The sequence below is a fragment of the Candidatus Accumulibacter similis genome (assembly GCA_013347225.1).
In the GTDB taxonomy this organism is placed as follows: Bacteria; Pseudomonadota; Gammaproteobacteria; order Burkholderiales; family Rhodocyclaceae; genus Accumulibacter; species Accumulibacter similis.
In genome coordinates this window covers 4,599,830-4,624,450 of record CP054595.1, presented here as the reverse complement: position 1 = coordinate 4,624,450, position 24,621 = coordinate 4,599,830, and the positions used below count along the sequence as shown (strand labels likewise).

Genomic DNA, 24,621 nt, shown 5'->3' with positions numbered 1-24,621 from the left:
CTGTCGATTGCGCAGCCTTTCACTCCCCGCAACCGTGACCCACTACCTGTTCCTGCTCGTCGGCGCCGTTCTCGTCAATAACGTCGTCCTGGTCAAGATCCTCGGGCTGTGCCCCTTCATGGGCGTCTCCAAGAAACTGGAGACGGCTTTCGGGATGGGCGCGGCGACGACCTTCGTGCTGACCGTCGCGACCGGTGCCAGCTACATCATCGACCACTACCTGCTGCTGCCCTTCGGCCTGGAGTACCTGCGCACGCTGTCGTTCATCGTCACCATCGCCGCCATCGTCCAGTTGACCGAGATGGTGATCCAGAAGACCAGTCCGTTGCTGCACCAGGTCCTCGGCATCTACCTGCCGTTGATCACCACCAACTGCGCAGTCCTCGGGGTGCCGCTGCTGAACGTCGCCAATCGGCACGACTTCGTCGAGTCGCTGTTGTTCGGCGCCGGCAGTGCCGTCGGTTTCTCGTTCGTGCTGGTGCTTTTCGCCGGCATCCGCGAGCGCGTCGAGGGCGCTGACGTGCCGCTCCACTTCCGTGGCGCGGCGATCGCAATGGTGACCGCCGGTCTGATGAGCCTGGCGTTCATGGGCTTCGCCGGTTTGGACAGGTACCAGTGATCACCGCACTGGCGATCATGGCTCTGGGCGCCATCGTCCTCGGCGCTGCACTCGGCTACGCGTCGATCCGCTTCAAGGTCGAGGGCGACCCCCTGGTCGAGAAGATCGAGGCCATCCTGCCGCAGACGCAGTGCGGACAGTGCGGCTATCCCGGCTGCAAGCCCTACGCGGCGGCGATTTCGGCCGGCGAGGCGGACATCAATCTGTGTCCGCCAGGGGGAATGGACGGTGTGCGCAAGCTTGCCGACCTGCTGGGTCGCGAGGTCAAGCCGCTGGTGGCCGAGGAAAAGCCGAAGCAGATAGCGATCATCGACGAACAGACCTGCATCGGCTGCACACTGTGCATCCAGGCCTGTCCGGTCGATGCGATCGTTGGCGCCGCGAAGCAGATGCATACCATCATCGAGCCGTTGTGTACCGGCTGCGAACTGTGCGTCAAGCCCTGCCCGGTCGAGTGCATCAGCATGCAGCCGATCGCCGAGAACATCGACAACTGGAAGTGGAAGTATCCGGTGTTCGAAATCAAGCGTGCCGCCTGAGAGGCAACGACGGTGCTGGCGCAACTGTTCCGTTTCAAGGGCGGAGTCAAACCACCAACGAACAAGATGATTTCGGTGCAGGAGCCGATCGGCCAGGCACCACTGCCCGCGCGCCTGTTCGTGCCGCTGCACCAGAGCATAGGCGGGGCGCCCAATCCGCTGGTGCAGGCCGGCGACACGGTCCTCAAGGGGCAACTGATCGGCGGTGCCGATGCCTGGGTGTCGGCGGCGGTGCATGCACCGACCTCCGGCCGCGTGCTGGCCGTCGAAGAGCATGTCGCTGCGCATCCATCGGGTCTGCCGACGCTCTGCGTGGTCATCGAACCCGATGGGCGTGACGAGTGGATCGAGCGGCGGCCGGTCGACCATCACAGTCTGCCTCCCGAGCGCGTGCGCGAACTCCTGCGCGATGCCGGTGTCGTCGGTCTTGGCGGTGCCGCCTTTCCGAGCCACGCCAAGCTGACGCCGGCGCGCGCCGTGACGATGGAGCATCTGGTCATCAACGGCGCCGAATGCGAACCGTTCATGACCTGCGACGACATGCTGATGCGCGAGCGCGCCGACGAGATCGTGCGCGGCATCGCCATCTTTCGTGACCTGCTGGCGGCGCGCCAGGTCTTGATCGGCATCGAGGACAACAAGCAGGAAGCGATCGCCGCCATGCAGGAGGCGGTCCTTCGCCTGGCTCCGGATTACCGCGTCGTCGCCGTACCCACGCGCTATCCGGCTGGCGGTGCGAAGCAACTGATTCGCGTCCTCACCGGCAAGGAAGTCCCGGCCAGCCGCCGGTCGACCGAGCTCGGCGTGCAATGCTTCAACGTCGCCACCGTGTACACCGCCTACCGGGCGCTCGCCTGTGGCGAACCGGTACTCTCGCGCATCGTCACGCTGACGGGCAACGTCGAACGGCCTCGCAACTGGGAGGTCTGGCTGGGAACGCCGATGCGCGAGGTGGTGGCCCTTGCCCGGCCTCGGGCCGACAGCAGCAGCTTTCTCATGGGCGGCCCGATGATGGGCTTCGAGCTACCCGACCTCGACGCGCCGGTGGTCAAGGCGACCAACTGCATCATCGCCGGTTCGCCCGGGCTCTTTCCACCGCCGCCGCCGGAAATGCCCTGCATCCGCTGCGGCGCCTGTGCCGAGGTCTGTCCGCACGAGCTGCAACCTTTCGAACTCTACTGGTTTTCCCGCGCGCGGAATTTCGGCAAGACGCAGGAGTACTACATCTTCGACTGCATCGAATGCGGCTGTTGCAGCTACGTCTGCCCGTCGCACATTCCGCTGGTGCAGTATTTCCGTTTCGCCAAGAGCGAAATCTGGGCGCGGGAGCGCGAAAAGCAGGCGGCCGACGCCGCCAAGGAACGCTTCGAGCTGCGCAACGCGCGTGCCGAGCGCGAGCAGGCCGAGAAGGCCGAACGGCTGGCGCGGGCTGCAAGCGCCAGGACGACCGAGAAGAAGGCGCCGCCAGAGCGGCCGCAGGCGGTTGACAGCCCGCCTGCGGCCGCGGTCCGCGAACCGGCGGCAGCGGCGGCGGTCGACGCCGAAGCGATCAGGAAGGCTGCCATCGCAGCGGCCATGGAGCGCGCCCGGGTGCAGCGCGAGCTGGCGCAGCCGAAGAATACCGACCGGTTGAGCGCCGAACAGGCGCGCGAGATCGCCGCTGTCGAGGCGCGTCGGGCGGTGCTGCCGGCGACAGCGGAGCCCGCCGCACCGGCCGCCGGGACCGGGCCGCCGACAGGCTCGCAGCGGGGCGAGTGATGGCCTGGTCAACGCCGCCGTACCTGCTGGCCGAGGTCAGCGTGCGCCGTGTCATGCTGCAGGTTCTGGTCGCGCTTCTGCCGGGGATCGCCGCCTACGTATGGCTGATCGGTCCGAGCATCCTGGTGCAGCTGGCGATCGCCACGCTGGCGGCGCTGCTCGGAGAGGCGCTGATGCTGCGGCTGCGCCGCCGGCCACTGCTCCTCTTTCTCACCGACGGCAGCGCGATCGTCACCGCTTGGCTGGTCGCCCTGGCTTTTCCGCCACTCTCGCCGTGGTGGCTGACCGTCGTCGGCGTCCTCTTCGCCATCGTCGTAGCCAAGCACCTCTACGGGGGGCTGGGCCAGAACCCCTTCAACCCGGCGATGATCGCCTTCGCCGCGTGCATCGTCTCGTTCCCGGCGCTGATGTCGCAATGGCCTGCGCTGGGTCTCAAGCTGAGCCTCGCCGAGCAGTTCGAGATCATCGCCGGACTGGCGCCGCGCATCGATGCGATGGGCGGCGCGACGCCGCTCGATGCGCTGAAGACGGCGCTGAAGCTCGGCGACGGTGCGGTCGACGTGCCGACGCTGCTGGCGACGCAGGAGGTCTTCGGCAATTTCGCCGGCCGCGGCTGGGAGTGGGTCAGCGCCGGCTATCTGCTCGGCGGCCTGTGGTTGTGGCAGCGGAAGATCATCACCTGGCAGGCGCCCGCCGCCTTCGTCGGTGGCCTCTCGCTGCTGGCCGGCATCCTCTGGGCGTGGAACCCGCAACAATTCGCCAATCCGCTGTTCCATCTCTTCTCCGGCGGTTCGCTGCTCGGCGCCTTCTTCATCGTCACCGATCCCGTCTCCGGGTCAACGACCTTCCGCGGCAAGCTGATCTTCGGTTTCCTGGCTGGTGCCATCGCCTACGTCATCCGCGTCTTCGGCGGCTATCCGGACGGCGTCGCCTTCGCCGTGCTGCTGATGAACCTCTGTGTGCCGCTGATCGACATGTACACGCAGCCGCCGATCTTCGGCATGAAGAATCCGAAATGACGCCACCGGTGAGGACGCCGACGGCACCGGCGATGGCCCTGCGAACGGCACTCATCCTGCTGGTCTTCGTCGTTGCGTTCACCAGCCTGCTGGCTGCCGCCCATCTGTGGACGCGGCCAGCGATCGAGGAAGCGGCTGCGACCGAGAAAATGAAACTGATCGGCGAGGTGTTGCCGCCCGATCTGTACGACAATGACCTGCTTGCCGACAGCCGCCGCCTGCAGCCGGCTGCCGGGCTTGGGTTGGAGGAGGAATCGACGGCCTATCTCGCGCGCAAGGGCGACAGGGCGAGCGCGCTGATTTTCGAGGCCGTCGCCGCCGACGGCTATGCGGGTCGCATCCGGCTGCTGCTCGCCGTTGCCGCCGACGGCACCCTGCTCGGGGTGCGGGTAACGCAACACAAGGAGACACCCGGCCTCGGCGACTACATCGATCCGCGCAAGGACCGCAACAAGGAGCGGCCATGGATCAGGCAGTTCGACGGGCTGTCGCTGGCGGCGGTCGCTGACCGCGAGTGGCGCGTGCGCAAGGACGGTGGCCGCTTCGATGCAGTGGCCGGGGCAACGGTGACGCCGCGAGCCGTCATCAAGGCCGTGCACCGGGCGCTGCACTACGTGGCCGAAAACCGGCAGCAGTTGTTCACGGCAGATGGAGCAGCGAAATGATCAGTCGCGATGAACTTGTCCAGATCCGGGACAATGGTCTCTGGAAGCAGAATACGAGCCTGGTGCAGATTCTCGGCCTGTGCCCGCTGCTGGCGGTGACGACCAACGCCGTCAACGGCGTCATGCTGTCGCTGGCGACGATCATCGTCATGGCCGTTGCCAATCTTGCCGTCGCCTCGCTGCGCAACCTGATTCCGCACGAGATCCGCATTCCGGTGTTCATTCTGATCGTCGCCGCTCTGGTGACGGTCGTCGATCTGTTGTTCAACGCACAGTTGCACGAGCTCTACCTGGTCCTCGGCATCTTCATTCCCCTGATCGTCACCAACTGCATCGTTCTCGCACGGGTCGAGGCTTTCGCCAACAAGAACCCGCCGCTGCAAGCTGCCCTTGACGGCGTCTTCATGGGCGTCGGCATGCTGTGGACCCTTGCCCTGCTCGGCGGGCTGCGCGAACTGATCGGCGGTGGCACGCTTTTCGCGGGCATCGACATGGTCTTTCCGGGGTTGCAGCCGCTGCAGTTGCTGTCCGGCGACTACCCCGGACTGCTGCTCGCGATGCTGCCGCCAGGCGCCTTCATCCTGCTCGGCTGCCTCATCGCCTGGAAGAACTGGATCGAGGCACGTGCCGCCGCGCGCCATTCGGCTCAGCGCTCGCTGCCGACGCCGCCAGCGCCAGTGGCGGACCATGCCTGAGTCGCCGCTGGACCGGGACGGGCCGCACGGCGGGCGAGCCGCGGCGATCTTCAGCCGGCTGCGTGCCGGCAATCCGCAGCCGACGACCGAACTCGAGTACGCCACCCCGTTCCAGTTGCTGATCGCGGTCATCCTGTCGGCGCAGGCGACCGACAGGAGCGTCAATCTCGCCACCCGCAGGCTCTTTGCCGACGCGCCGACACCGCAGGCCATGCTGGCGCTCGGCGAGGGCGGGCTGGCGCCCTACATCAACCGCATCGGGCTCTGGCAGGGCAAGGCGAGAAACGTCATCGCCACCTGCCGTCAGTTGCTGGCTCGGCATGCCGGCGAACTGCCGCGGCAGCGCGCCGAACTCGAGGCGCTGCCCGGGGTCGGTCGCAAGACCGCCAACGTGGTTCTCAATACCGCTTTCGGCGAGCCGACGATTGCCGTCGACACACACATCTTCCGCGTCGCCAACCGCACCGGCCTGGCGCCGGGAAAGACGCCGCTGGCAGTCGAAGACGAGTTGCTGCGGGTGGTGCCGCCGGAGTTCAGGCGGTCTGCCCACCACTGGCTTCTCCTGCACGGGCGCTACGTCTGCAAGGCGCGGCAGCCCGAGTGCTGGCGTTGCGGCATCGCCGACCTCTGTGATTATCCGGAGAAAGGCAGCGCGGTGCCCGGCGGCGCTCGCCGATGAGCGTTGGCAGTGCGCTGCTGGCGGGCAACGACGCCGTGCCGGCGCTGGCGGCAGCGGCCGCCAGTGCGGCCCTGGAGAAGATGGGCAATCGTCCCGCGCGCGGTGCCCTGCTGTTTCTCTCGGCCGAGTTCACCGCGCAGGCGCAGGCAGCGGTGACTGCCGTTGCCCGCGCGCTGCGCTGTACCGAGGTCGCCGGTGGCATCGCCGCGGGTGTGTTCAGCGATGCAGGCTGGGTACTCGACCGTCCGGCGGCGGCGGTGATGGTCTTTGCCGGCGACCTGGCGCTGGTGACGCAGCGGCCGGCCGCTGTCGCGGATACCGGGCCGATCCTCAGCTACGGTGGCAGCAGCCTGCCGCGCGCCTGGAGCGATCCCGGCCGTGACCGTTTCGGCGGCTGCTTTGCCGGCCGTCCGGGAAAGTCCGAAGCGATCGCCTGGCAGCACGGTCGCCTGGTGCGACAGTGTGCGGTCGAACTGCAGGGCGCGCGCGTCGATCTCGCCGTTTCCAGGGGCTGGCGACTGCTTGGCCGGCCGACGGTGGTGACCGGCAGCCGGGCGCTCGACCTGCTCGAACTGCAGGGCGAGCCGGCGCTTGCTGATCTGCGGCGCAGCCTGCCGCCACAACAGCGGGGCACCGAGCGACTGCCGCTCGCATCGCTGTGCGCAGTGTTGCTCGACGGTCCGGGCATCGCCAGCGACGATTTGCGACAGCAGGCGTTCGCCGATGGTCTGCTGCGGCCGGTGGCGATCATTGCCGCCAACGCCGACGGATCGCTGACGCTGGCGCAGCATGTCGTTCCCGGCACCCACCTGCTGTGGGCGATACGGCTGCCGGAAGCCAGCGTCGCCGACATGCGCCGCAGCCTGTCCGCTCTCCTGCCGCTCGTGCCGCCGCCGCTGGCGGCGATCGCCTTTTCCTGCATCGGCCGCGGCCCCTATCATTATGGTGGTGCCGACGAGGATCTTGCCTGCCTGCACGAACTCCTGCCGCAGCTGCCGCTGATCGGCGCCTACGGCACCGGGCAGATTGCGCCGGTTCGGCACGGCGGCAACCGGCTGCTGCAGAACGCCGTCGTCACCGCCCTGATCAGGCAACCAGCAAGGAGGAGCGATGTTCAACCCGACCCGTGAACAGGTCCGGCAGTTCTTCTGCCAGGCGTGGCAGAAGCACCGCCAGCGCCTGATCCTCGAAGGCGCGGAGGTGACGGCCGCCGACCTGATCCTCGAGCACCCCGAGTACCATGCGCTGCTCGAAGACCCGGCAACGGCGATCGAACAGGAGTTCAGTCCCGAGAGCGGGCAGATGAACCCTTTCCTGCATCTCTCGCTGCATCTGGCCGTCGCCGAGCAGGTCAGCATCGACCAGCCGCCGGGGATTCGCTCCGCCTACCAGGCGCTACGCGCCCGCGTCGGCGATCACGAGGCGGCGCACGCCATCCTCGAGTGCCTCGGCGAGACGATCTGGCGTGCCGAACGCCATCGCCAGGCGATGGACGCGAACGCCTACCTCGACTGCGTGCGGCGGGCTGCTGCCAGCTGAAGGGGGCCAGCTGCCGCACGGCACAGTCCGCGCGGCGCGATTGCGGGTACAATCGACGGCACTTGCCGAGGAACTTCACCATGCGCTTCTCCGGATCAGCCAGTTACGTCACCACCCGCGACCTCAACCTGGCGGTCAATGCCGCCATCACCCTGCAGCGGCCGCTGCTGATCAAGGGCGAACCGGGCACCGGCAAGACGATGCTGGCCGAGGAAGTGGCGGCCGCGCTCGGCCTGCCGCTCTTCCAGTGGCACATCAAGTCGACCACCAAGGCGCAGCAGGGCCTCTACGAGTACGACGCGGTTTCGCGCCTGCGCGACTCGCAACTGGGCGAGGCGAAGGTTGCCGACATCGGCAGCTACATCGTCAAGGGGGTGCTGTGGCAGGCGTTCGAGTGCGAAACGGCATCGGTGGTGCTGATCGACGAGATCGACAAGGCGGACATCGAGTTTCCCAACGATCTGTTGCGCGAGCTCGACCGCATGGAGTTCTTCGTCTACGAAACGCGGCAGACCGTTCGCGCCCGCCAGCGGCCGGTCGTCGTCATCACCTCGAACAACGAGAAGGAACTGCCCGATGCGTTCCTGCGTCGCTGCTTCTTCCACTACATCCGCTTTCCGGACAAGGAGACGATGAAGTCGATCGTCGACGTCCATTTCCCTGGCCTCAAGCCGGCGTTGTTGCGCGAGGCGCTCGAGGTCTTCTTCGAGCTGCGCGAAATTCCCGGCCTCAAGAAGAAGCCATCGACATCGGAACTGCTCGACTGGCTCAAGCTCCTGCTGGCCGAGGACATTCCGCCCGATGTGTTGCGCAGCAAGGAGCAGAAGGCCGCCATCCCGCCGCTGCATGGTGCCTTGCTGAAGAACGAGCAGGACGTGCACCTTTTCGAGCGCCTGATCTTCATGGCGCGCCACAACCGCTGACGCCACCGTGAAGTCGCCCGTGCCCGCGCCGTGACTGGTGCCGACGACCGCCGACGATGCTGATCGACTTCTTCCTGCACCTCAAGGCGAGCCGCCTGCCGGTGTCGATCAAGGAGTTCCTCACCCTGCTCGACGCGCTGCGGCAGCACGTCATCGAGCACAGCATCGACGACTTCTACCTCCTCTCGCGCGCACTGCTGGTCAAGGACGAGTCCCACTTCGACAAGTTCGACCGGGCTTTTGGCGAGTACTTCAAGGGGGTCGAGGCGCTGCCCGGAATGGAGGTGCTGATCCCGGAAGAATGGCTGCGGCGGGCGGTCAGGAGGCACCTCAGCGACGCCGAACGGGCACGGCTCGAGAAGCTCGGCTGGGAGAAGCTGATGGAGACCTTCAGGCAGCGACTGGCCGAGCAGAAGGAGCGTCACTCCGGCGGCAGCAAGTGGATCGGCAGCGGCGGCAGCTCGCCCTTCGGTCACGGCGGCACCCACCCGGAAGGAATCCGGCTGGGTGGCCGGAGCGAGAACCGGTCGGCGGTCAAGGTCTGGGAGCGGCGTGAGTACCGCAACCTCGACGACAGCGTCGAACTCGGCACGCGCAACATCAAGGTCGCGCTGCGCCGCCTGCGGCGCTTTGCGCGCGAGGGCGCTGCCGAGGAACTCGACCTCGAAGGCACGATCGCCGGCACGGCGCGCAATGCCGGCTGGCTCGACCTGAAACTGCGGCCGGAGCGGCACAACGCCGTCAAGGTGCTGCTGCTGCTCGACATCGGCGGATCGATGGATGATCACATCCGCGTCTGCGAGGAACTCTTTTCCGCCTGCCGCAGCGAGTTCAAGCACCTCGAACCCTACTACTTCCACAACTGCGTCTACGACTACCTCTGGCGCGACAATCGCCGCCGCCACAGCGAGCGGATTGCGACGCACGACGTCCTGCATCGCTACGGCACCGACTACAAGCTGATCATCGTCGGTGACGCCTCGATGAGCCCCTACGAGCTGCTGCAACCCAACGGCAGCATCGAGTTCAACAACGCCGAGCCGGGCGCCGCCTGGCTGCGCCGCCTGGCGGACACCTGGCCACACAGCATCTGGCTCAACCCGGAAGCCGAGCATTCATGGCCTTACCGGCAATCGACCTCGCTGATCCACAACCTGCTCGGCGGCCGCATGTTCCCGTTGACGCTCGACGGGCTCGAGCGGGGGATGCGCCTGCTCAGCAAGTAGCGGCGCGCGTGCCGGCGGCGGTCGCCGCGGGTCGTGCGGCGCCTGCCGGCAGGGCCATCGGCAGATCTGAGCGCGGTCGCTGCTTCGCCCGCGCTGCGGGTGGTGGTTGTCGCTTCACGGCAGCGGCGTGCCGTCGCGCCCGATCACCTGCTGGTGGCTGTAGTCGCCTGCCGGCGGACGAGCGACCGTGCCGCGCGCCTGCAGGTAGTCGACGAAGGTCTGCGTGTAGCTGAGATAGGTGTTCACGCTGCGGCTTGCCTGGTTGATCCGGGCTAGCGTGGCGTAACCGTCACCGCCGGTTGCCAGGTAGTCGCTGGTGACCACCGTATAGGTGCGCTCGGGGTCGATTGCCTGCCAGGCGTCACGATCCCTGGCGCGCACCTCGATCCGGCTGAAGCGGCTGCCGCGCGCTTGTCGCAGGTCGAGGTGCCAGCGCAGCCCGGCAGCATAGGGGTGCGAGCCATCCGAGCCACCGTCGTCGAGGTAGTTGCCGACCGCATCCTCGAGCACGTCGGTGAGCTGGCGACCCGTCACTTGCAGTTCGTAGAGGACATTCGTGTACGGCAGGACGGTGTAGGCCGTGCCATAGGTGACCTCGCCGTGGGGCAGTGGCGTGCGGATGCCGCCGCCATTCTGCAGCGCGACGTCGGCGAGCCTGCTGGCTTGGCGATAGGCTTCGGCAACCGCCTGCGCAACGTCGCTGCCGCGCGCCAGCCGGTTGGCGTTCTCACAGCCACTGACGCCGGCGCTGCGGTTGGTCGCTTCACCCGGGACGCGCACCAGGCAGAGTGGTTCACTGGCAGTGCCGATCCGCTGCCGCTTCATGTCGTCGAGGCGGCTGGCGTAGCGGGCGAGTTCGGCCTGCGCCAGCGGATCGGGAACGACGGGACGGGCGCTCGAGCCCTGCAGCGCAGCCAGTATCCGCTGGCGGGTCGCGGCGTTGACGGCGACGAAGCTGCCACTGCCGTCGGGCTGCCGGAAGTCGTCGCCGAGCGGCAGGGTCAACGAGCCACCGCAGCTCGCCACCGTCCCGCGCTGGTCGAAGCGGACCGCCATCAGGCCGAAGATCTTCGCGTATTCCCAGGCCTGGCCGATGCACACCGGATCGCCGTCGCGGTTGCTGACGACGGTCGGGTAGGGGCCGGCGGCCGAAGCAATGCCGATCGCCGAGAAGTCGCCGAGCAGTGTGTGCGAGTCACCGCCGATGATCACATCGACGTCGCTGAGCCGGGCCGCCATCGCCTTGTCGGCCTCATAGCCCTGGTGGGTGACGAGGACTATGTGCCGAATGCCGCGTTCGCGCAGTGCGTCGATCGTCCTCTGCGCCGTCTCGACCTCGTCGTGGAAGCGGGTGGTCGGCAGCGGGCGCGACGAATTCATCGTCTTGCCGCGCACTTCAATGCCGATGATGCCGACACGGACGTCGCCGAACTGCCGCAACAGGTAAGGCTGCAGGTAGTCGTTGGCGCTCACCGGCGCCAATGGTGAGCCGATCGCCGGCTCGACGTTGGCGGCGAGGACGGTGGTCCGGCACGGTCCCTGGCGCAGGTAATCGAGAAAGCGCCGCAGTCCGGCATCGCCTTCGTCGAACTCGTGGTTGCCGAGTTCGAAGACGTCGAAACAGACGGTGTTCATCAGTGCGGCGTCCGCCTCGCCTTTGTACAGCGTGTGGTAGAGGGTGCCGGTCATGGCATCGCCAGCGTGGATCTTCAGCAGGCTCGGCAGCCCGGAGCTGGCTTTGAAGAGTGCCGCCAGGCGCGGAAAGCCGCCGGTCTCGACGCGGGTCGGCACGCCGTCGAGCCGCAGCTCGAAGTCGGGCTGCGGTTCGAGATTGGAGTGGTGATCGTTGATGTGCGCGATGTGGAGCTCGAGAGCGGTCGCCGGGGCGGGTGCCGGCGGTGGCACGCTCTGGCACGCGGCGAGCACGCAGCCGATGGCGAGCAGACAGGCGGACAGCGACGAGGGGCGGGATGGCTGGCGCATGACGAGGGTGGTCCGGAGGCAGGATCGGTGGGCCGGCAGGGGTCGTTGCGGGATGAGTCCGCAGCATAAACCCTGCGGCCGGCATCTGCCAGTGGTTCGGCAGTCGTGCCGCCAACGGCCGGTGAGGCCGCTGCGGCTTCGCCGCTCCGGCCACGGCCCGGCCGGCGCCTGGCCCAACGACGGGCGCTGTCAGTCAGTCTTGGTGATCGCGCCACCTGCTGTTAGACTCGTTCGTCGCCAGTGGTCAGGCGTGTTCGCACTGGCGGGCCAGTTCACACAGCGCCGGTCGGCGCGGGGCATTCAGGGAGGACCGAAGATGGGATTGTTCGATTTCGTCAAGGCAGCCGGCGAAAAGCTGTTTCGTGCCGGCGACACCGATTCGGCAGCGGCAGCGGCGGCGGCTGCCCCGGATGATCAGGCGGCCAGTGCCCGCCTCGACGAACTGAACCGGACTGCCGGCGATGCGATCGAGGCGTACATCAGGACGCAGAACCTGCCGGTGACCGGTCTCGCGGTGACCTTCGATGGCGCGAGCGGTGCCGCGACGGTTTTCGGCGTTGCCGGCGACCAGGCGAGCAAGGAGAAGATCCTGCTCTGTTGCGGCAACGTCGCCGGCGTGGCGCAGGTCAACGACATGCTGTCGGTCGACCAGGGCGCTCCCGAAGCGACCTTCTACACCGTCGTCGCGGGTGACAACCTGTCGAGGATTGCCAAGGCGCATTATGGCGACGCCAACAGGTACATGCTGATCTTCGAAGCCAACAAGCCGATGCTCAGCCATCCGGACCGGATCTACCCTGGTCAGGTGCTGCGCATTCCTCCCCTGTAGGTGCCGTCACCGGCGGGCTGTACCGCGGGCGTGGTCGCCGGCCCGCCGTTCTTCCGTTCAATTGCGGCAGGGTGCGCGGTGGTCGCCGCTGCCGGTGCCGACTGGGGCTGGCGCGGCTCTGCCAGCCGCTCGAGCATCGCGCGCACCGCCCTGATCTGCAGACCGTCGCGGGTCGGGTAGTCGCTGCCGGTGTAGCCCCACCAGTCCCAGCAGGCGAAGGGGTTGCTGATCCATTTCCACGAGCCGAACGCCGGCCCGTGGCGCGGCGCGGTCTGCGGGTAGAGGACGAGCAGGCGGTTGCTGTCGGCCCAGCGGTTGTAGCCGGCGCCGTCGACGAAGCGCCGGCCGATCTGCACGGCGCTCTGGCGGCAGCCGTGGAAAGCGACATGCACGCGGCACGGGGATTGGCGGCAGGCGGTCGGAACGTAGAGATAGGCTTCGTCGGCGAGTCCGGAATCGACCGCCTGTCCAGTCGCGAAGGCTCGCTGGTCAAAGGTCAGCATCTCGCCGTGGCTGTCGGCCGCCGGAGGCTGCAACGGGCCGAGCATGTGGCCGAGCATTTCCCCGGCAGGATCGAGCTCGCCGCAGCGGTTGATGTAGGGCGATGCCGTGCTGCCGCAGCTCGCGGCCCGGGGGTCGGCGATCGAGATCATTGCGTGCGCTGCCTCGGGCACCCGCACGAAACGGATCGCCGCCGCTGGCAGCCACTGGCCAAGGAAGGCTGCGAGCTGCTCGACGACCGCGGTCGTCACCTTGTCGTCCTTGCCGCCGGAGAGAAGCCACACCTGGTCGTCGCGCAGGTTGTCCGGCGGGTCGATTCGCCCAGCCAGCGCGAGTGCCTCGGCACGCGCGCGCAGTTCGCCAACCACGGGCAGCGGCGCCCACCACGAAGGTGACATGCAGCGCGTGAGCGCCCGCCAAACCGAACCTTCGGCACAATCGTAGGGACCGCCGGCGAGGACGCCCGCGCCGCGCACGAGGCCCGAATGCGCCACCTGGAACTGGACCGCCATGTAGCCGCCTGACGAGACTCCCGACACCGTCAACTGGCCCAGGTCCGCCCCGAGTGCGGGCATCGGCGGGGCGGCGAGCCCCGGCCGGGTGCTGCTGACGATGGCGAGGAGCAGCACGGCGGCGAGGCCGCGCCACGAGCCGGGGTGCGTGTTCATCGAAGTGACTTCCAGAAGGGGGACGATCGCCAGCGGCGAATGCTAGCAGATCGCCCGTGCGCCTGCCGGTGTCCCTGCACCGGCGCGGGTGCCGAACGGCACGCCTTGTTGCCCGGCTGCCGCCCCTTTACACTGTGCGCTCGCTCACTCCTGGCCGCGCCCGGCGCGGATCGTCATGCAGCAGTCTGCCGTTGCCGTGGACTCGAAACTCCCGCAAGTCGGGACCACCATCTTCACCGTCATGTCGCGGCTTGCCGCCGACTGCGGCGCGATCAACCTGTCGCAGGGCTTCCCCGATTTCCAGGCGGAAGCGGCGCTCTTCGAAGCGACCTGCCGTGCGATGCGCGCCGGCAGAAACCAGTATCCGCCGATGTCCGGCATCATCGAACTGCGCACGGCGATTGCCGGCAAGGTGCGTGCGCTCTATGGCGCAGATTACGATGTCGAAGGCGAGATCACCGTCACTGCCGGGGCGACGCAGGCGATCTTCACCGCCATTGCCGCGTTCGTCCGGGCGGGCGACGAGGTGGTCGTCTTCGAGCCGGTCTACGACAGCTACGTACCGGCGATCGAGACGGTCGGCGGCAGGGCGGTCTTCGCCAGCCTGCGTTTTCCCGACTACCGACCGGACTGGGATGAGGTGCGCTCGCTGGTCGGGCCACGCACGCGGATGATCATCATCAACTCGCCGCACAACCCGACCGGCAGCCTGTTGCGCGGCGACGATCTCGATCGACTCGCCGAGCTCACGCGCGGCTCCGACATCGTCGTCCTGGCCGACGAGGTCTACGAGCACATCGTCTTCGACGGTCGCCGGCACGCCAGCGTCGCCGCCCACACCGAACTCGCGGCGCGCAGCATCGTCGTCTCTTCCTTCGGCAAGACCTACCACATCACCGGCTGGAAGGTCGGCTACGTCCTCGCCGCGCAGGAACTGACGAGCGAGTTCCGCAAGGTGCATCAGTTCAACGTGTTCACGGTCAACACGCCGTGCCAGTTCGGCATCGCCGAGTACATGCAGGACGCGTCGCGCCACCTCGGGCTGGCGGGCTTTTACCAGGCGAAACGTGAGTTCTTCCGGCAGCAACTCGCGGCCTCGCGCTTCGAATTGCTTCCCTGTCACGGAACCTACTTCCAGCTTGCCCGTTACGGGGCGATTTCCGACCTCCCCGATCGCGAGTTCGCCTGCTGGTTGACGCGCGAGGCCGGCGTGGCAGCGATCCCGGTCTCGGTCTTCCGGCACGATGGTGTCGATGACCGCGTCGTCCGCTTCTGCTTCGCCAAGCAGGAGGCGACGCTCGCCGCCGCCGGCGAACGTCTGCGCCGCCTGTAGCTGCTGCAGCGCGAGGACGCTTGCTTGCCGTCGTCGCTGGCGATTCGCGGACGGTATGCGGAATTCTTCGATCTTGCACGCTGGCGGCCGCCGGTGAGCCGCAGCGGTAAATTCCTGCAAATTTGCGAGGACGATTCTTCCGCGGCGGTATCGTATCGGCGCCGGCCCGGCCTCTCGACGCGTTGCGACACGCGATCGATCGAGTCTTCGGCAGGCGTCGGGTCGAACGACCGTTCGTCGAACGAGGAGTGCTCTGGCTGCCGGGCAACGCTGCCTGCCCGTCGGTGAGTCGAAGTCAATCAGTAGCCCCGCGGCATCGGTGGATTGTGTAGACTGTCGCCGAACCGTACCTATCACGTGACGAGAAGGAGATGCAATGAGCATGCTGCAGGAGTTCAAGGAATTCGCCATGAAGGGCAACGTCATGGATCTCGCGGTTGGCGTGATCATCGGCGGGGCCTTTGGCAAGATCGTCGAGTCTGTGGTGGCCGACCTGATCATGCCCCTCGTTGCCGGGATCATGGGCGGCAGGCTGGACTTCTCGGGGATGTTCCTGATTCTCGGAACGGTTCCGGAAGGCACGGCAACGACGCTCGATGCGCTGAAGAAGGCGCAGGTTCCGGTCTTCGCCTACGGCAGCTTCCTGACGGTCCTTGTCAACTTCATCATTCTCGCGTTCATCATCTTCATCATGATCAAGCAGATGAACCGTCTCAAGCGGACCGCGCCCGAGTCCGCGGCGCCGCCGGCGGCCGCTCCGGAAGCCGCCGAGGAAGTCCTCCTCCTGCGCGAGATCCGCGACAGCCTGAAGAAGTGACCCCGCCTGGCCCGCCGGACTCGGCGGCGGCTGCAGCCAGCGGGCGAGTCCGGTCAGCGACTCTGCGCCGGGCTCACTTCCCGAGGCCCTTGCTGCTGTCGCCGGCGAGCACCAGGGTCAACCGTTCGGGGTCGATGTACTTGCGGAAGGCGGCACTGGCCTGTTCGGCGCTGACTGCCATGATCCGTTCCTCGAAAGCCTGCGAATCGCGCCAGTCGCGACCGAGATCGAGGAGGGCCGTCCAGCGCGAGGCGATCGTCTCGTCCTGCGAGCGCGCGACCGCGTTCGCCTCGACGATGCCTTTCCTGGCGGCAGCCACTTCGGCGGCGCTGAAACCCTTGTCGCGCGCGTGGCGAATCTCCTCGCCCAGAGCCTGTTCGGCCCGCGCGGCGTTCTGCGGCGCGACCATGGCGGCCACCGTCCACGTCGACAATCGTTGCCGCTGCCCGATCGACAGGCTCGACGCGACGCCGTAACTGAGCCCGTCCTTCTGCCGCAGGCGGTCCATCAGGCGACTGGTCAGGCCGCCGCTGTTGCCGAAAATGTGATTGGCGACGTACAGCGCCGCGGCGTCGGCATCGTCGCGGTGCAGGTCGATGTCGAGCCGTGCCCGCAGGACGGCGTTCTCCTTGTCCGGGGTGTCGATGACGATCCTCGCCGGCGGCACCGGGCGAAACTCCCGATCAAGGCGCTCGTAGGGCGATTGGGATGGGGAGCCGGCGAACAGCCGCCGCAGTTCGTCCTCGATCGCCTGCGCATCGAAGTCGCCGACGATCGCAATCTCGCCACGTGCGGTGCCAACGAGGTCGCGCTGATACTCGATCACCTCTGCCAGGTCGAGCCGCCGCAGTTGCTCGATCCGTTGCGGTAACGGCGTGTGGTGGCGTGGGTCACCCGCTGGGTACGTATTGAAGTGCGCAGCGAGGGCGTCGCCGGCGAGTTGTTCGGGGCTGTCGAGCTGCGCCTGCAGGGCAGTCAGGTACTCGCGCCGCAGTTCCTCGAACTCGGCCGGCGGGAAGCTCGGCTCGCTGAGCAGTTGCGCCGCCAGGGCAAGCGCCTGCGGCAGCCTGTCGCGCGTCGTCTCGAACTGTGTCAGGCCGCCGCGGACCTTCAGCCGCGTCAGTTCGTCGGCGATCTGCTGCCGGCTCAACTGCCGGCTGCCGCGCGGCAGCATGGCGATCGCCAGCGCACCGGCCATCTTGCGGCCCCGGAGCGACTGCTCGTCGCCCCAGCGGAAGCTCATGGCGACGTTGACGGTCTGGCCGCGGTTCCGCTTCGGCAGCAGGGCGACCTGGAGATCGCCAAAGCGGCGCAGCCGCGTCCGCCGGTCGAGGTTTTCGTAGGCCGGGTCGAAAGCCTCGCCGGCGTCTCCGCGCGTCGCGGGGCGATAGTCCGCCAGCAGCTCGGCAGCCGTCGGTGCCTTGGGCAGCACGGCGCGCTGCGGCGCGTCGTCCGGGATGAAGACGCCGACGACGCGGTTGTCGCGAACGAGGTAGCGGGCTGCGGCGGCATCGACCCGTTCGGCCGTCATCTGCTCGAGTTGATCGCGGGCGTGGAAGAAGAGCCGCCAGTCACCAAGCGCGATGTATTCGGACAGCATCACCGCGAACGACTCGGGATCCGTGAGCGCGCGTTCGTATGAGGTCCGCGCTTCCGTCACGGCACGTTCGAGTTCGCTGGCGGTCGTCGGCTGGCGTGCCAGTCCGCCTTCGATGGCCTCGATCATCGCCTCGCGGACGCGGTCGACGGACTCGCTCCTGGCGATGACGGCACCGAAGACGACGAAGCCCGGCTCACGGGTCTCGACCGGCGAGGCGAACACCTGTGTCGCCAGTCCGCTCTGCACCAGGGCGCGGTAGAGGCGACCATTGGGCGTGTCGCCCAGCACCTCGCTGGCGATGGCGATCGCCTCCGAATCGGGGTGCAGGCTCGAAGGCGTGCGGTAGGCAACGGTCAGCAGTTGTACCTCGCCCTTGCGCCGGATGACGAACTGGCGTTCGCCGTCGGCCGTCGGTTCCACCGTCCATTGCTCCGGCAGCAGCCGTGTCGGTCGCGGCAGCTTGCCGAAGCTGGCGACGATCCAGTCGAGCGCCTTCTGCTCGTCGAACTTGCCGGCGACCGTCAGCACGGCGTTGTCCGGCTGGTAGAAGCGGCGATAGAAAGCCCGCAGGTTCTCGATGCGGACGTTCTCGATGTCGCTGCGTGCGCCGATCGTGCTGTTGCCGTAGTTGTGCCAGTCGAAGAGCAGCGACTGCGTGCGCTTGAACATGACGCTCGCCGGCTCGTTCTCGCCCATCTCGAACTCGTTGCGGACGACGCTCATCTCGCTGTCGAGGTCCTTGCGCGCGATGAACGAATTGACCATCGCGTCGCTGCTCCAGTTGAGGGCCCAGCGGAGGTTGTCGTCGCTGGCGGGGAAGGTGAGGTAGTAGTTCGTGCGGTCGAGCCAGGTCGAGCCGTTGATGTCGAAGCCGCGTGCCTGGAACTGTCGCGCCGGGTCAGGGAAGTTCTTCGAGCCCTTGAAGATCAGGTGCTCGAGCAGGTGCGCCATGCCGGTCTCGCCATAGCTCTCGTGCCGCGAGCCGACGAGATAGGTGACATTGACGGTGGCGGTCGGCTTGCCGGCGTCGGGGAAGAGGACGCAGCGCAGCCCGTTGGCCAGCCGGTATTCGCTGATTCCCTCCACCGTCGCGACATGCACGACCCCCGGCGGGATGCGGATCGCCTGCGTCGCTGCGGCGCCGGCGGCAACCGGCAGGAACGCCAGCGTCAGCCACGCCACAAAGCCGCTCACCATGCTGCTCCATCTCTTCATCGCGTGCTCCATGTGGCTCACCGCCACCGCGCTGGCGGCCAGCCTTGGCGCGCACTTGCCGGGGCGGCAGGGAAGAGCCTGGCAGATCGCCGCGGTCGGCCGACGACCGGCTGCCAGAATGGAAAAGGCCCGCACAGAGGGAGGGCTGCGCGGGCCGGGTACTGCATCGCTGCCATACGGAGGAGGGGGGAGGAGAGTCTGGCAGCGACGGAGCGAAGAATAACAATCACCGGCCGGACAGTCTGTTGCCGCTCTGTCCCCTTCTGTAACGGCCTGTGACTCGCCGTCAGCGCGTGTGCGCGCCGGGGCGACCGGGCTCTCTTGCCTTGGGCCGCTGGAAGCTGGCATGATTCGTCGCGCAAGCTTTGTTGATCCCGGCAGACCACTGCGGAACCTCGCCGTTCGTCGCTGCCATGACCCGAGAGGAGGGTGCAATGAGTCAGGAATCCGATAGTCTGGGCCTCGCGACAGTCATTCTGGAGCGGCTGGAAAGGGAGCGTCTGCCACGGGCGCTCGATCTCAAGGCAAAGGTCGATGCCGGTGAGCGGCTCGACGAACTCGACATCGCCTTCCTCGAGTGGGTCTTTGGCGACATGCAGGCGGCGCAGAAAGTCGTCCGGGAGCATCCCGAGTACCAGGAACTGGCGGCCAAGATGGCAAACCTGTACGAGGAGATCACCGCCAAGGGTCTGGAGAACGAGAAGGCCGAGCCGTCCGGCTGATTCGCTCGCGAGAGCACGGCATCGCCGGCTGCCCGGCCGCCGTTGCGCGGCGCGCGCCTGTTGCCGGTCGCCGCCCCCGCATCGGCAGCCGGGCAACGGGCAGGCGACGGAGTCGCGGCGATCGATGCGCAGCGGGCCGGCTGCCGCCGCCCCGGTGCATCGCGCGGCGAAGCCGGAGCCCCGCTCAGGCCCGTTCATTGCCATTCCCGCCAGCCTCGTCGCTTCGCGCCGGGGGCGCCTCGGCAACCGCTTCCCGAGTCGGCGCGGCCGTTTCGGCCTCGCTCTCGGCATCCTCTTCGGCAGCTCCTTCGTCGCGCCCGTGCCATTGCCGTATGGCCTGGCGCATCGTCGGGTAGGCACGCTGCCGCAGCGATTCGTCGGGGTGTCCGGTGACCTGCAGCCAGCGCTCAAACTCGATCTGGCGACCGGCGAGCGTGAGGACGATTCCCTGTACGGCGAGTTCCTCGTCGAGCCGCTCGAGCATGTCGATGCCGGTGATGTCGATGTTGGTCATCGGAATCAGGTCGAGCACGACACGCTCGACGGGCGCCGCCTGACGCGCGATGGCGCGCTGCACCTCGCTGCGGAAATGGCTGGCGTTGAAGAACACGAGCGGCCCGCAGAAGCGCAGCAGGAGGAGCCCGTCGATCGGCCTGGCGTCCGGAAAGAGCAGCCGGTTGTACAGCCCGGGGCGACCACGGACGGTGACCAACTGCTCGAGGTCGGGCCGCGCGACGCGGCGGACGAACATCAGCAGGGCGAGCGTCACCGCCAGCACGATCGCCTTGATGGCGCCGAAGGCGAGGACACCGAGCATGGTGACGGCGCCAAGCAGCAGCGCTGCCCGTTCGACCTGGTGGTAGCGGCGGAACACCTGCAGGTCGAGCAGCGACCACGAGGCGAAGATGAGCACGACTCCGAGCGCCGGAATCGGCAGCCAGGCCAGCCAGTCGGTACCGGCGAGCAGGAGCAGCGCGACGGCGACGGCGGCGACGATGCCGACCATCTGCGTGCGGCCGCCGTTGGCGTCGTTGACCGCGGTGCGCGAGGACGAGCCGGTGACGGCAAAGCCCTGCGACACGGCGGCGACGATGTTGGCGAGGCCGAAGGCAGCGAATTCGCGATCGACGTCGATGTCGTAGCGGTTGCGCTCGGCAAAGCTGCGCGCGGTCAGCATGCCGCTGGTGAACAGCACCAGCGCCAGGCCGGCGGCGGCGCCGGCGAGATCGCCCACCTCGTGCAACTGCAGATCCGGCCACTCGAGCGAGGGCAGGCCGCTGGCGACGGGGCCGATCAGCGCCACGCCCATCTCGTCGAGGCGCAGCAGGTAGGCCGCCAGACCGGCGAGGGCCATCGTCACCAGCGATCCCGGCAGGCGCTGCGAAAGCCGCGGCATCACCGCCATCACCAGGACGCAGGCGAGCGACAGCAGCACCGTCGGCATGTGTGCCTGCAGCACGAGTTCCGGGATTTCCAGCAACTGGCGGATGAGGCGGCTGGCCTGCGGCTTGCTGCCGAGGACCTTGCCGATCTGACCGACCATGATCGACAACGCGATGCCGTTGAGCAGACCAACGAGGATTGGCCGGGCGAGGAAATCGGCCAGCGCGCCGAGGCGCAGGAAGCTGGCGGCCAGGCAGAAGATGCCGGTGAGCAGCGTCAGGGCGATGCTGAACGAGAGGTAGAGGCCGCTGTTGCCCGCCGCCATCGGCGCGACGACGGCGGCGATCATGGCGCAGGTGGCGGCATCGGGGCCGATGATCATCTGCCGCGAGGTTCCGGCGAGTGCGTAGACGATCAGCGGCAGGATCGACGAATAGAGGCCGGCGGAGGGACTGAGCCCGGCGATCTCGGCGTAGGCGATGGCGACCGGGATCGATACGGCGGCAACCGCCAGCCCGGCGCTGATGTCGTGCGGCAGATCGGCGGCACGGTACTTGAGCAGCGGTTGCAGGCCGGGCAGCAGGCGGTTCAGGTAGGCAATGGCGGGCATCTTGCGGCTGGTTTCTCGGGTCGCGGACGGGAAGCGGCGCTGACGGACTGTCGCGCCGGCGGCGCCATCTTACCGGATTGCCTGTCCGTCGTGCCCGGCGCACGCGCCGACGGCCGGCCGGCAGCGCACCGCCGGCGCGAGCTGCGCTTCCTGCCAGCCGCGGCGGTCTCAGATCACCTTCTGCGCGCGCAGGCGGGCGATCTCGTCGCCGCTGAAGCCGCTGGCACGCAGGATTTCGTCGCTGTGCTCGCCGGCCTCGGGGGGTGGCAGGCGGGCCGAGAAAGGCAACTCGCTGATCTTGAACGGCGGCGCGAACTGGCGCACGCCATTGACTTCGACGAGCATGCCGCGGGCCTGCAGGTGTTCGTTCTCCATGCTTTCCTCGAAGCGCAGGACCGGCGTCACGCAACAGTCCACCTGCTCGAACAACGCGCTCCAGTCGGCCAGGCTGCGGCTGGCGAAAGCCGCCTCGAGTTCGCTGCGGATGCGCCGGCCCTCGGCGCCGGTGGCGAAGGCGAAAGGGGCAAGATCGGGACGCCCGATGGCCGCACACAGCATCTGCCAGAACTTCGGTTCCATCGCACTGACCGCCAGATGGCGGCCGTCGCGCGTCGCATAGACGCCATAGCTCGGCATGCCGCCGGAGAGCACGTCTTCGCCGCGTGGCACGGCATGGCCGAGAGCGAGCACGGCGAGCAGCGGAAACAGCGTGTGGGCGAAGACGGCGTCGGTCATCGAAACATCGACGTAGCGACCATGGCCCGTCGCGCGCGCGTCGATGACGGCGGCGAGGACGCCGACGAGCGCACTCAACGAACCGCCGAGCAGGTCGCCGATCTGGAAGTTGGGGATCGCCGGCGCAGCGCCGGCGGTGCCGATCTGGTCGAGCAGACCACAGTAGCCGAGGTAGTTGAGGTCGTGGCCGGCGCGGTCACGGTACGGCCCATCCTGGCCGTAGCCGGTGATGGCGCAGTAGGCGATGCGCGGGTTGATTGCCGCCACCGCCGCATAGCCGATTCCCAGCTTGTCCACCACGCCGGGCCGGAAGCCCTCGAGGATGACGTCGGCAGTCGTCGCCAGACGCATGAAGGTGTCGACGCCGGCTGCCTGCTTGAGGTCGAGCCGGAGGCTGCGCTTGTTGCGATTGACCAGCTGGAAGTAGCTGACGGCGCCGTGAACCGCACCGGCGCTGCGCGCGTAGTCGCCGGCGCCGGTGTCCTCGACCTTGATCACGTCGGCGCCGAGGTCGGCGAGGTGCATGCTGGCAAGCGGACCCGGCAACAGACGCGTCAGGTCGAGCACGCGCAGGCCGGCGAGAGGAGAGGGTCGCATGGGGTTGAGCTTTCTGGTAGAGGGTTGGTACGGCAGAAGCTGGCGGCGCCGGCCTGCACTGGCCGGCAGGCAGCAGCGACGGGCGGACCGCGCGCGGGCGCGACAGCGTCATTCTAGATCCGGCGGATAATCCTTGCCGGACGTCCCGGAGCTGGCGCGGCGGTGCGCCGCCGGTCGGCGGGCAGGTGGCGTAGAATCCGCTGCATGGATCATGGCGGAATCAGTGGCGTCATCCTCGCCGGCGGGTTGGGCCGGCGAATGGGCGGAGTCGACAAGGGGCTGCAGGAACTCGACGGCCGGCCGCTGGTCGCCTGGGTGATCGACCGCCTGGCGCCACAGGTCGACGAACTGCTGATCAACGCCAACCGCAACGGCGAGCGCTACGCCGCGTTCGGTCATGCCGTCGTCCCCGACCGGATCGACGGCTTCGCCGGACCCCTGGCCGGGCTGCACGCAGCGCTGTCGGTCGCCCGCCATCCACTGCTGGCGACGACTCCCTGCGATTCGCCCTTCCTGCCGACCGACCTGGTGGCCCGCCTGCGCGCGGCCCTCGACGAGAGCGGCGCCGAGGTGGCGGTGGCGCGCAGTCTGGGGCGTGTGCAGCCGGTCTTCTGCCTGTGCCGGCGCAGCGCCTTGCCCGCCCTGAGCGCCCATCTCGCGGCTGGCGGGCGACGTGTCGAGCGCTGGTTCTGCTCGCTGCCGCTGATCGAGGTGAGTTTTGAAGATCAGCCGGCGGCCTTTGCCAACATCAACAGCGCCGAAGACCTGCAGGGTGGCGCCCGCATGGCGGTGCCACCCCGGTGAGCGGCAGGCGGCGGCGTCCACCGCGTGGCGGCTGCCCGGCTTCAGGCAAACCAGGCGAAGAGGAAGACGGCGAGCATGGTCACGGCGATGGCCAGTTTGGCGACGGCGGCGACGAGAAAACCGATGCCGGCGGCGAGGCCGGCCCGCGCTGCGCGGCGCTGATCGCGGCGTGCGATGTACTCGCCGCAGACGGCACCTACGATCGGACCGAGAATCAGCCCCGGCAGGCCGCCAAGAATGCCGACGATCGCCCCGGCACCGGCGCCGGCGATCGCCATGCCGCTGGCGCCGGCACGCTTGACGCCCCAGACCGACGCGAGCGTTTCGACCAGCCAGGCCGCCAGCGTCATCACTCCCAGCACGATCAGCGTCGGCACGCCGATGCGCGCAAAGTCATCCAGCCAGGCGGCCAGCAGCATGCCGCCAAAGAGCAGCGGCATGCCGGGCAGCAGCGGCAGGAAGACGCCAAGCAGCCCGAGCAGCATGGCAGCGAAGGCAGCGACCCAGAGGATCTCGGTCATCGGCCGGCTCCGCCCGGCGAGTTGCGCGGTGGGCCCCCGAGCAGGAGGCAGGCCGCCCGCATGCCGATGGTGTAGATGGTTTGCATGAGCCAGATCGCCCGATCAGAAGTCGTCTGCCCACCTACTTGGTGATCGGAGCATTGCGGCCGGAGAGACGGTCGGTGAGCCGCAGGGCCGCATCGCTGAAGCTGCCCTGCGGCTTTTCATTGCAGTGGCGGTCGACGTACTGTTCGACCGTGTTGCTCGAAATGACCGATACCTGCTGGCCTGGATTGGCGTAGTTGTGCCCAGTGAGCACACCCCGGACCCAGGCGACATAGGCCGCGCGCTGTTCGGCATCGCTCTTCGACGCCACCCAGGCGCGGCAGGACATGTCGTCGAAGCCGACGACCTTCAGCGGAACCGCCGCGCTGGCGTTGGTCGTCGCCAGGACGGAAAGCAGCAGGGCGGTCTTCGCCAGCAGGTGGCAGCAGGACATCGGATGGCTCCGTGCAGATTGAAGTAGGTGTAGACAGCGTCATTTTCGTCTCTTGGCGAGGACGAGTCCATGCCTGTCGACGCCAGCCACCGGAAAGTCCACTGGCTTGCTGGCAGACGCCGGCAGCGCGAGTACAATGGGCGGTCTGCATTCATGGAAGCGA

Annotated in this window: 23 protein-coding genes; 16 read left to right on the top strand and 7 right to left on the bottom strand. The window is 67.8% G+C overall.

What is annotated here, in order from left to right; all coding sequences use genetic code 11:
- Positions 1-34: 34 nt before the first annotated feature.
- The 11 genes from rsxA to HT579_20370 all read left to right on the top strand — a co-directional run bounded on the left by rsxA (position 35) and on the right by HT579_20370 (position 9,662).
- The gene (gene rsxA / locus HT579_20420; GenBank protein ID QKS31078.1) at positions 35-619 is read left to right on the top strand and encodes an electron transport complex subunit RsxA; all 585 of its coding nucleotides are present in this window, start codon (positions 35-37) and stop codon (positions 617-619) included.
- The gene (gene rsxB, locus HT579_20415; protein ID QKS31077.1) at positions 616-1,158 is read left to right on the top strand and encodes an electron transport complex subunit RsxB; all 543 of its coding nucleotides are present in this window, start codon (positions 616-618) and stop codon (positions 1,156-1,158) included. Before rsxA ends, rsxB begins: the two co-directional genes overlap by 4 nt.
- A gap of 12 nt (positions 1,159-1,170) precedes the next feature.
- The gene (gene rsxC / locus HT579_20410; protein ID QKS31076.1) at positions 1,171-2,916 is read left to right on the top strand and encodes an electron transport complex subunit RsxC; all 1,746 of its coding nucleotides are present in this window, start codon (positions 1,171-1,173) and stop codon (positions 2,914-2,916) included.
- Positions 2,916-3,935, top strand: a complete 1,020-nt coding sequence (locus HT579_20405) for an RnfABCDGE type electron transport complex subunit D (GenBank protein QKS31075.1) — start codon at positions 2,916-2,918, stop codon at positions 3,933-3,935. Before rsxC ends, HT579_20405 begins: the two co-directional genes overlap by 1 nt.
- Positions 3,932-4,600, top strand: a complete 669-nt coding sequence (gene rsxG / locus HT579_20400) for an electron transport complex subunit RsxG (GenBank protein QKS31074.1) — start codon at positions 3,932-3,934, stop codon at positions 4,598-4,600. Before HT579_20405 ends, rsxG begins: the two co-directional genes overlap by 4 nt.
- Positions 4,597-5,295: an electron transport complex subunit E gene (locus tag HT579_20395; GenBank protein QKS31073.1), complete on the top strand. Its 699-nt coding sequence runs from the start codon at positions 4,597-4,599 to the stop codon at positions 5,293-5,295. The genes rsxG and HT579_20395 overlap by 4 nt, the downstream gene beginning before the upstream one ends.
- Positions 5,288-5,974, top strand: a complete 687-nt coding sequence (nth, locus tag HT579_20390; GenBank protein ID QKS31072.1) for an endonuclease III — start codon at positions 5,288-5,290, stop codon at positions 5,972-5,974. Before HT579_20395 ends, nth begins: the two co-directional genes overlap by 8 nt.
- The gene (locus HT579_20385; protein QKS31071.1) at positions 5,971-7,104 is read left to right on the top strand and encodes an FIST C-terminal domain-containing protein; all 1,134 of its coding nucleotides are present in this window, start codon (positions 5,971-5,973) and stop codon (positions 7,102-7,104) included. Before nth ends, HT579_20385 begins: the two co-directional genes overlap by 4 nt.
- Positions 7,085-7,513: a DUF1841 family protein gene (locus tag HT579_20380; protein ID QKS31070.1), complete on the top strand. Its 429-nt coding sequence runs from the start codon at positions 7,085-7,087 to the stop codon at positions 7,511-7,513. Before HT579_20385 ends, HT579_20380 begins: the two co-directional genes overlap by 20 nt.
- A gap of 80 nt (positions 7,514-7,593) precedes the next feature.
- Positions 7,594-8,436 carry a MoxR family ATPase gene (locus HT579_20375; protein QKS31069.1) on the top strand — a complete coding sequence of 281 codons (843 nt, stop codon included), beginning with the start codon at positions 7,594-7,596 and terminating at the stop codon, positions 8,434-8,436.
- 56 nt (positions 8,437-8,492) lie between these two features.
- Positions 8,493-9,662, top strand: coding sequence for a VWA domain-containing protein (locus HT579_20370; protein ID QKS31068.1), 1,170 nt, complete (start codon positions 8,493-8,495; stop codon positions 9,660-9,662).
- Positions 9,663-9,776: 114 nt separating this feature from the next.
- Here HT579_20370 and HT579_20365 read toward each other — a convergent pair whose 3' ends face one another.
- A complete protein-coding gene (locus HT579_20365) occupies positions 9,777-11,645 on the bottom strand; it encodes a 5'-nucleotidase C-terminal domain-containing protein (GenBank protein ID QKS31067.1) in 1,869 nt (622 codons plus the stop codon).
- 316 nt (positions 11,646-11,961) lie between these two features.
- On the opposite strand from HT579_20365, the gene lysM reads away from it, so the two are divergent.
- Complete coding sequence (lysM, locus tag HT579_20360; GenBank protein ID QKS31066.1) at positions 11,962-12,474, top strand: peptidoglycan-binding protein LysM; 513 nt, start codon at positions 11,962-11,964, stop codon at positions 12,472-12,474.
- On the opposite strand, the gene HT579_20355 is transcribed toward lysM, so the two are convergent.
- The gene (locus HT579_20355; protein QKS31065.1) at positions 12,447-13,643 is read right to left on the bottom strand and encodes a poly(3-hydroxybutyrate) depolymerase; all 1,197 of its coding nucleotides are present in this window, start codon (positions 13,641-13,643) and stop codon (positions 12,447-12,449) included. The genes lysM and HT579_20355 overlap by 28 nt on opposite strands.
- A 175-nt stretch (positions 13,644-13,818) precedes the next feature.
- Here HT579_20355 and HT579_20350 point away from each other — a divergent pair, with 175 nt between their 5' ends.
- Entirely contained in the window at positions 13,819-14,976 is a 1,158-nt protein-coding gene (locus tag HT579_20350; GenBank protein QKS31064.1) for a pyridoxal phosphate-dependent aminotransferase, read from the top strand.
- A 376-nt stretch (positions 14,977-15,352) separates the two neighbouring features.
- Complete coding sequence (gene mscL / locus HT579_20345; protein QKS31063.1) at positions 15,353-15,793, top strand: large conductance mechanosensitive channel protein MscL; 441 nt, start codon at positions 15,353-15,355, stop codon at positions 15,791-15,793.
- A 73-nt stretch (positions 15,794-15,866) separates the two neighbouring features.
- Here mscL and HT579_20340 read toward each other — a convergent pair whose 3' ends face one another.
- Positions 15,867-18,608: an insulinase family protein gene (locus tag HT579_20340; protein QKS31062.1), complete on the bottom strand. Its 2,742-nt coding sequence runs from the start codon at positions 18,606-18,608 to the stop codon at positions 15,867-15,869.
- A 434-nt stretch (positions 18,609-19,042) separates the two neighbouring features.
- Here HT579_20340 and HT579_20335 point away from each other — a divergent pair, with 434 nt between their 5' ends.
- The gene (locus HT579_20335) at positions 19,043-19,330 is read left to right on the top strand and encodes a hypothetical protein (protein QKS31061.1); all 288 of its coding nucleotides are present in this window, start codon (positions 19,043-19,045) and stop codon (positions 19,328-19,330) included.
- A gap of 184 nt (positions 19,331-19,514) precedes the next feature.
- On the opposite strand, the gene HT579_20330 is transcribed toward HT579_20335, so the two are convergent.
- On the bottom strand, positions 19,515-21,284 hold the full coding sequence (locus HT579_20330) for a SulP family inorganic anion transporter (GenBank protein ID QKS31740.1): 1,770 nt from the start codon (positions 21,282-21,284) through the stop codon (positions 19,515-19,517).
- Positions 21,285-21,491: 207 nt separating this feature from the next.
- On the bottom strand, positions 21,492-22,655 hold the full coding sequence (locus HT579_20325; protein QKS31060.1) for a CoA transferase: 1,164 nt from the start codon (positions 22,653-22,655) through the stop codon (positions 21,492-21,494).
- Positions 22,656-22,859: 204 nt separating this feature from the next.
- On the opposite strand from HT579_20325, the gene mobA reads away from it, so the two are divergent.
- Positions 22,860-23,459: a molybdenum cofactor guanylyltransferase gene (gene mobA / locus HT579_20320; GenBank protein QKS31059.1), complete on the top strand. Its 600-nt coding sequence runs from the start codon at positions 22,860-22,862 to the stop codon at positions 23,457-23,459.
- Between the two features lie 41 nt (positions 23,460-23,500).
- Here mobA and HT579_20315 read toward each other — a convergent pair whose 3' ends face one another.
- Complete coding sequence (locus HT579_20315) at positions 23,501-23,980, bottom strand: DUF456 family protein (protein ID QKS31058.1); 480 nt, start codon at positions 23,978-23,980, stop codon at positions 23,501-23,503.
- A 121-nt stretch (positions 23,981-24,101) separates the two neighbouring features.
- Positions 24,102-24,458 (bottom strand): hypothetical protein, encoded by a 357-nt coding sequence (locus tag HT579_20310; GenBank protein QKS31057.1) that lies wholly within the window; start codon positions 24,456-24,458, stop codon positions 24,102-24,104.
- Between the last annotated feature and the right edge of the window lie 163 nt (positions 24,459-24,621).

Excerpts from the sequence above, each read along its gene's own strand:
- HT579_20405 (QKS31075.1), top strand. The coding sequence starts at position 2,916 with ATGGCCTGGTCAACGCCGCCGTACCTGCTGGCCGAGGTCAGCGTGCGC.
- rsxG (QKS31074.1), top strand. The coding sequence starts at position 3,932 with ATGACGCCACCGGTGAGGACGCCGACGGCACCGGCGATGGCCCTGCGA.
- HT579_20395 (QKS31073.1), top strand. The coding sequence starts at position 4,597 with ATGATCAGTCGCGATGAACTTGTCCAGATCCGGGACAATGGTCTCTGG.
- nth (QKS31072.1), top strand. The coding sequence starts at position 5,288 with ATGCCTGAGTCGCCGCTGGACCGGGACGGGCCGCACGGCGGGCGAGCC.
- HT579_20385 (QKS31071.1), top strand. The coding sequence starts at position 5,971 with ATGAGCGTTGGCAGTGCGCTGCTGGCGGGCAACGACGCCGTGCCGGCG.
- HT579_20380 (QKS31070.1), top strand. The coding sequence starts at position 7,085 with ATGTTCAACCCGACCCGTGAACAGGTCCGGCAGTTCTTCTGCCAGGCG.
- HT579_20375 (QKS31069.1), top strand. The coding sequence starts at position 7,594 with ATGCGCTTCTCCGGATCAGCCAGTTACGTCACCACCCGCGACCTCAAC.
- HT579_20370 (QKS31068.1), top strand. The coding sequence starts at position 8,493 with ATGCTGATCGACTTCTTCCTGCACCTCAAGGCGAGCCGCCTGCCGGTG.
- HT579_20365 (QKS31067.1), bottom strand. The coding sequence starts at position 11,645 with ATGCGCCAGCCATCCCGCCCCTCGTCGCTGTCCGCCTGTCTGCTCGCC.
- lysM (QKS31066.1), top strand. The coding sequence starts at position 11,962 with ATGGGATTGTTCGATTTCGTCAAGGCAGCCGGCGAAAAGCTGTTTCGT.
- HT579_20355 (QKS31065.1), bottom strand. The coding sequence starts at position 13,643 with ATGAACACGCACCCCGGCTCGTGGCGCGGCCTCGCCGCCGTGCTGCTC.
- HT579_20350 (QKS31064.1), top strand. The coding sequence starts at position 13,819 with ATGCAGCAGTCTGCCGTTGCCGTGGACTCGAAACTCCCGCAAGTCGGG.
- mscL (QKS31063.1), top strand. The coding sequence starts at position 15,353 with ATGAGCATGCTGCAGGAGTTCAAGGAATTCGCCATGAAGGGCAACGTC.
- HT579_20340 (QKS31062.1), bottom strand. The coding sequence starts at position 18,608 with ATGAAGAGATGGAGCAGCATGGTGAGCGGCTTTGTGGCGTGGCTGACG.
- HT579_20335 (QKS31061.1), top strand. The coding sequence starts at position 19,043 with ATGAGTCAGGAATCCGATAGTCTGGGCCTCGCGACAGTCATTCTGGAG.
- HT579_20325 (QKS31060.1), bottom strand. The coding sequence starts at position 22,655 with ATGCGACCCTCTCCTCTCGCCGGCCTGCGCGTGCTCGACCTGACGCGT.
- mobA (QKS31059.1), top strand. The coding sequence starts at position 22,860 with ATGGATCATGGCGGAATCAGTGGCGTCATCCTCGCCGGCGGGTTGGGC.
- HT579_20315 (QKS31058.1), bottom strand. The coding sequence starts at position 23,980 with ATGACCGAGATCCTCTGGGTCGCTGCCTTCGCTGCCATGCTGCTCGGG.
- HT579_20310 (QKS31057.1), bottom strand. The coding sequence starts at position 24,458 with ATGTCCTGCTGCCACCTGCTGGCGAAGACCGCCCTGCTGCTTTCCGTC.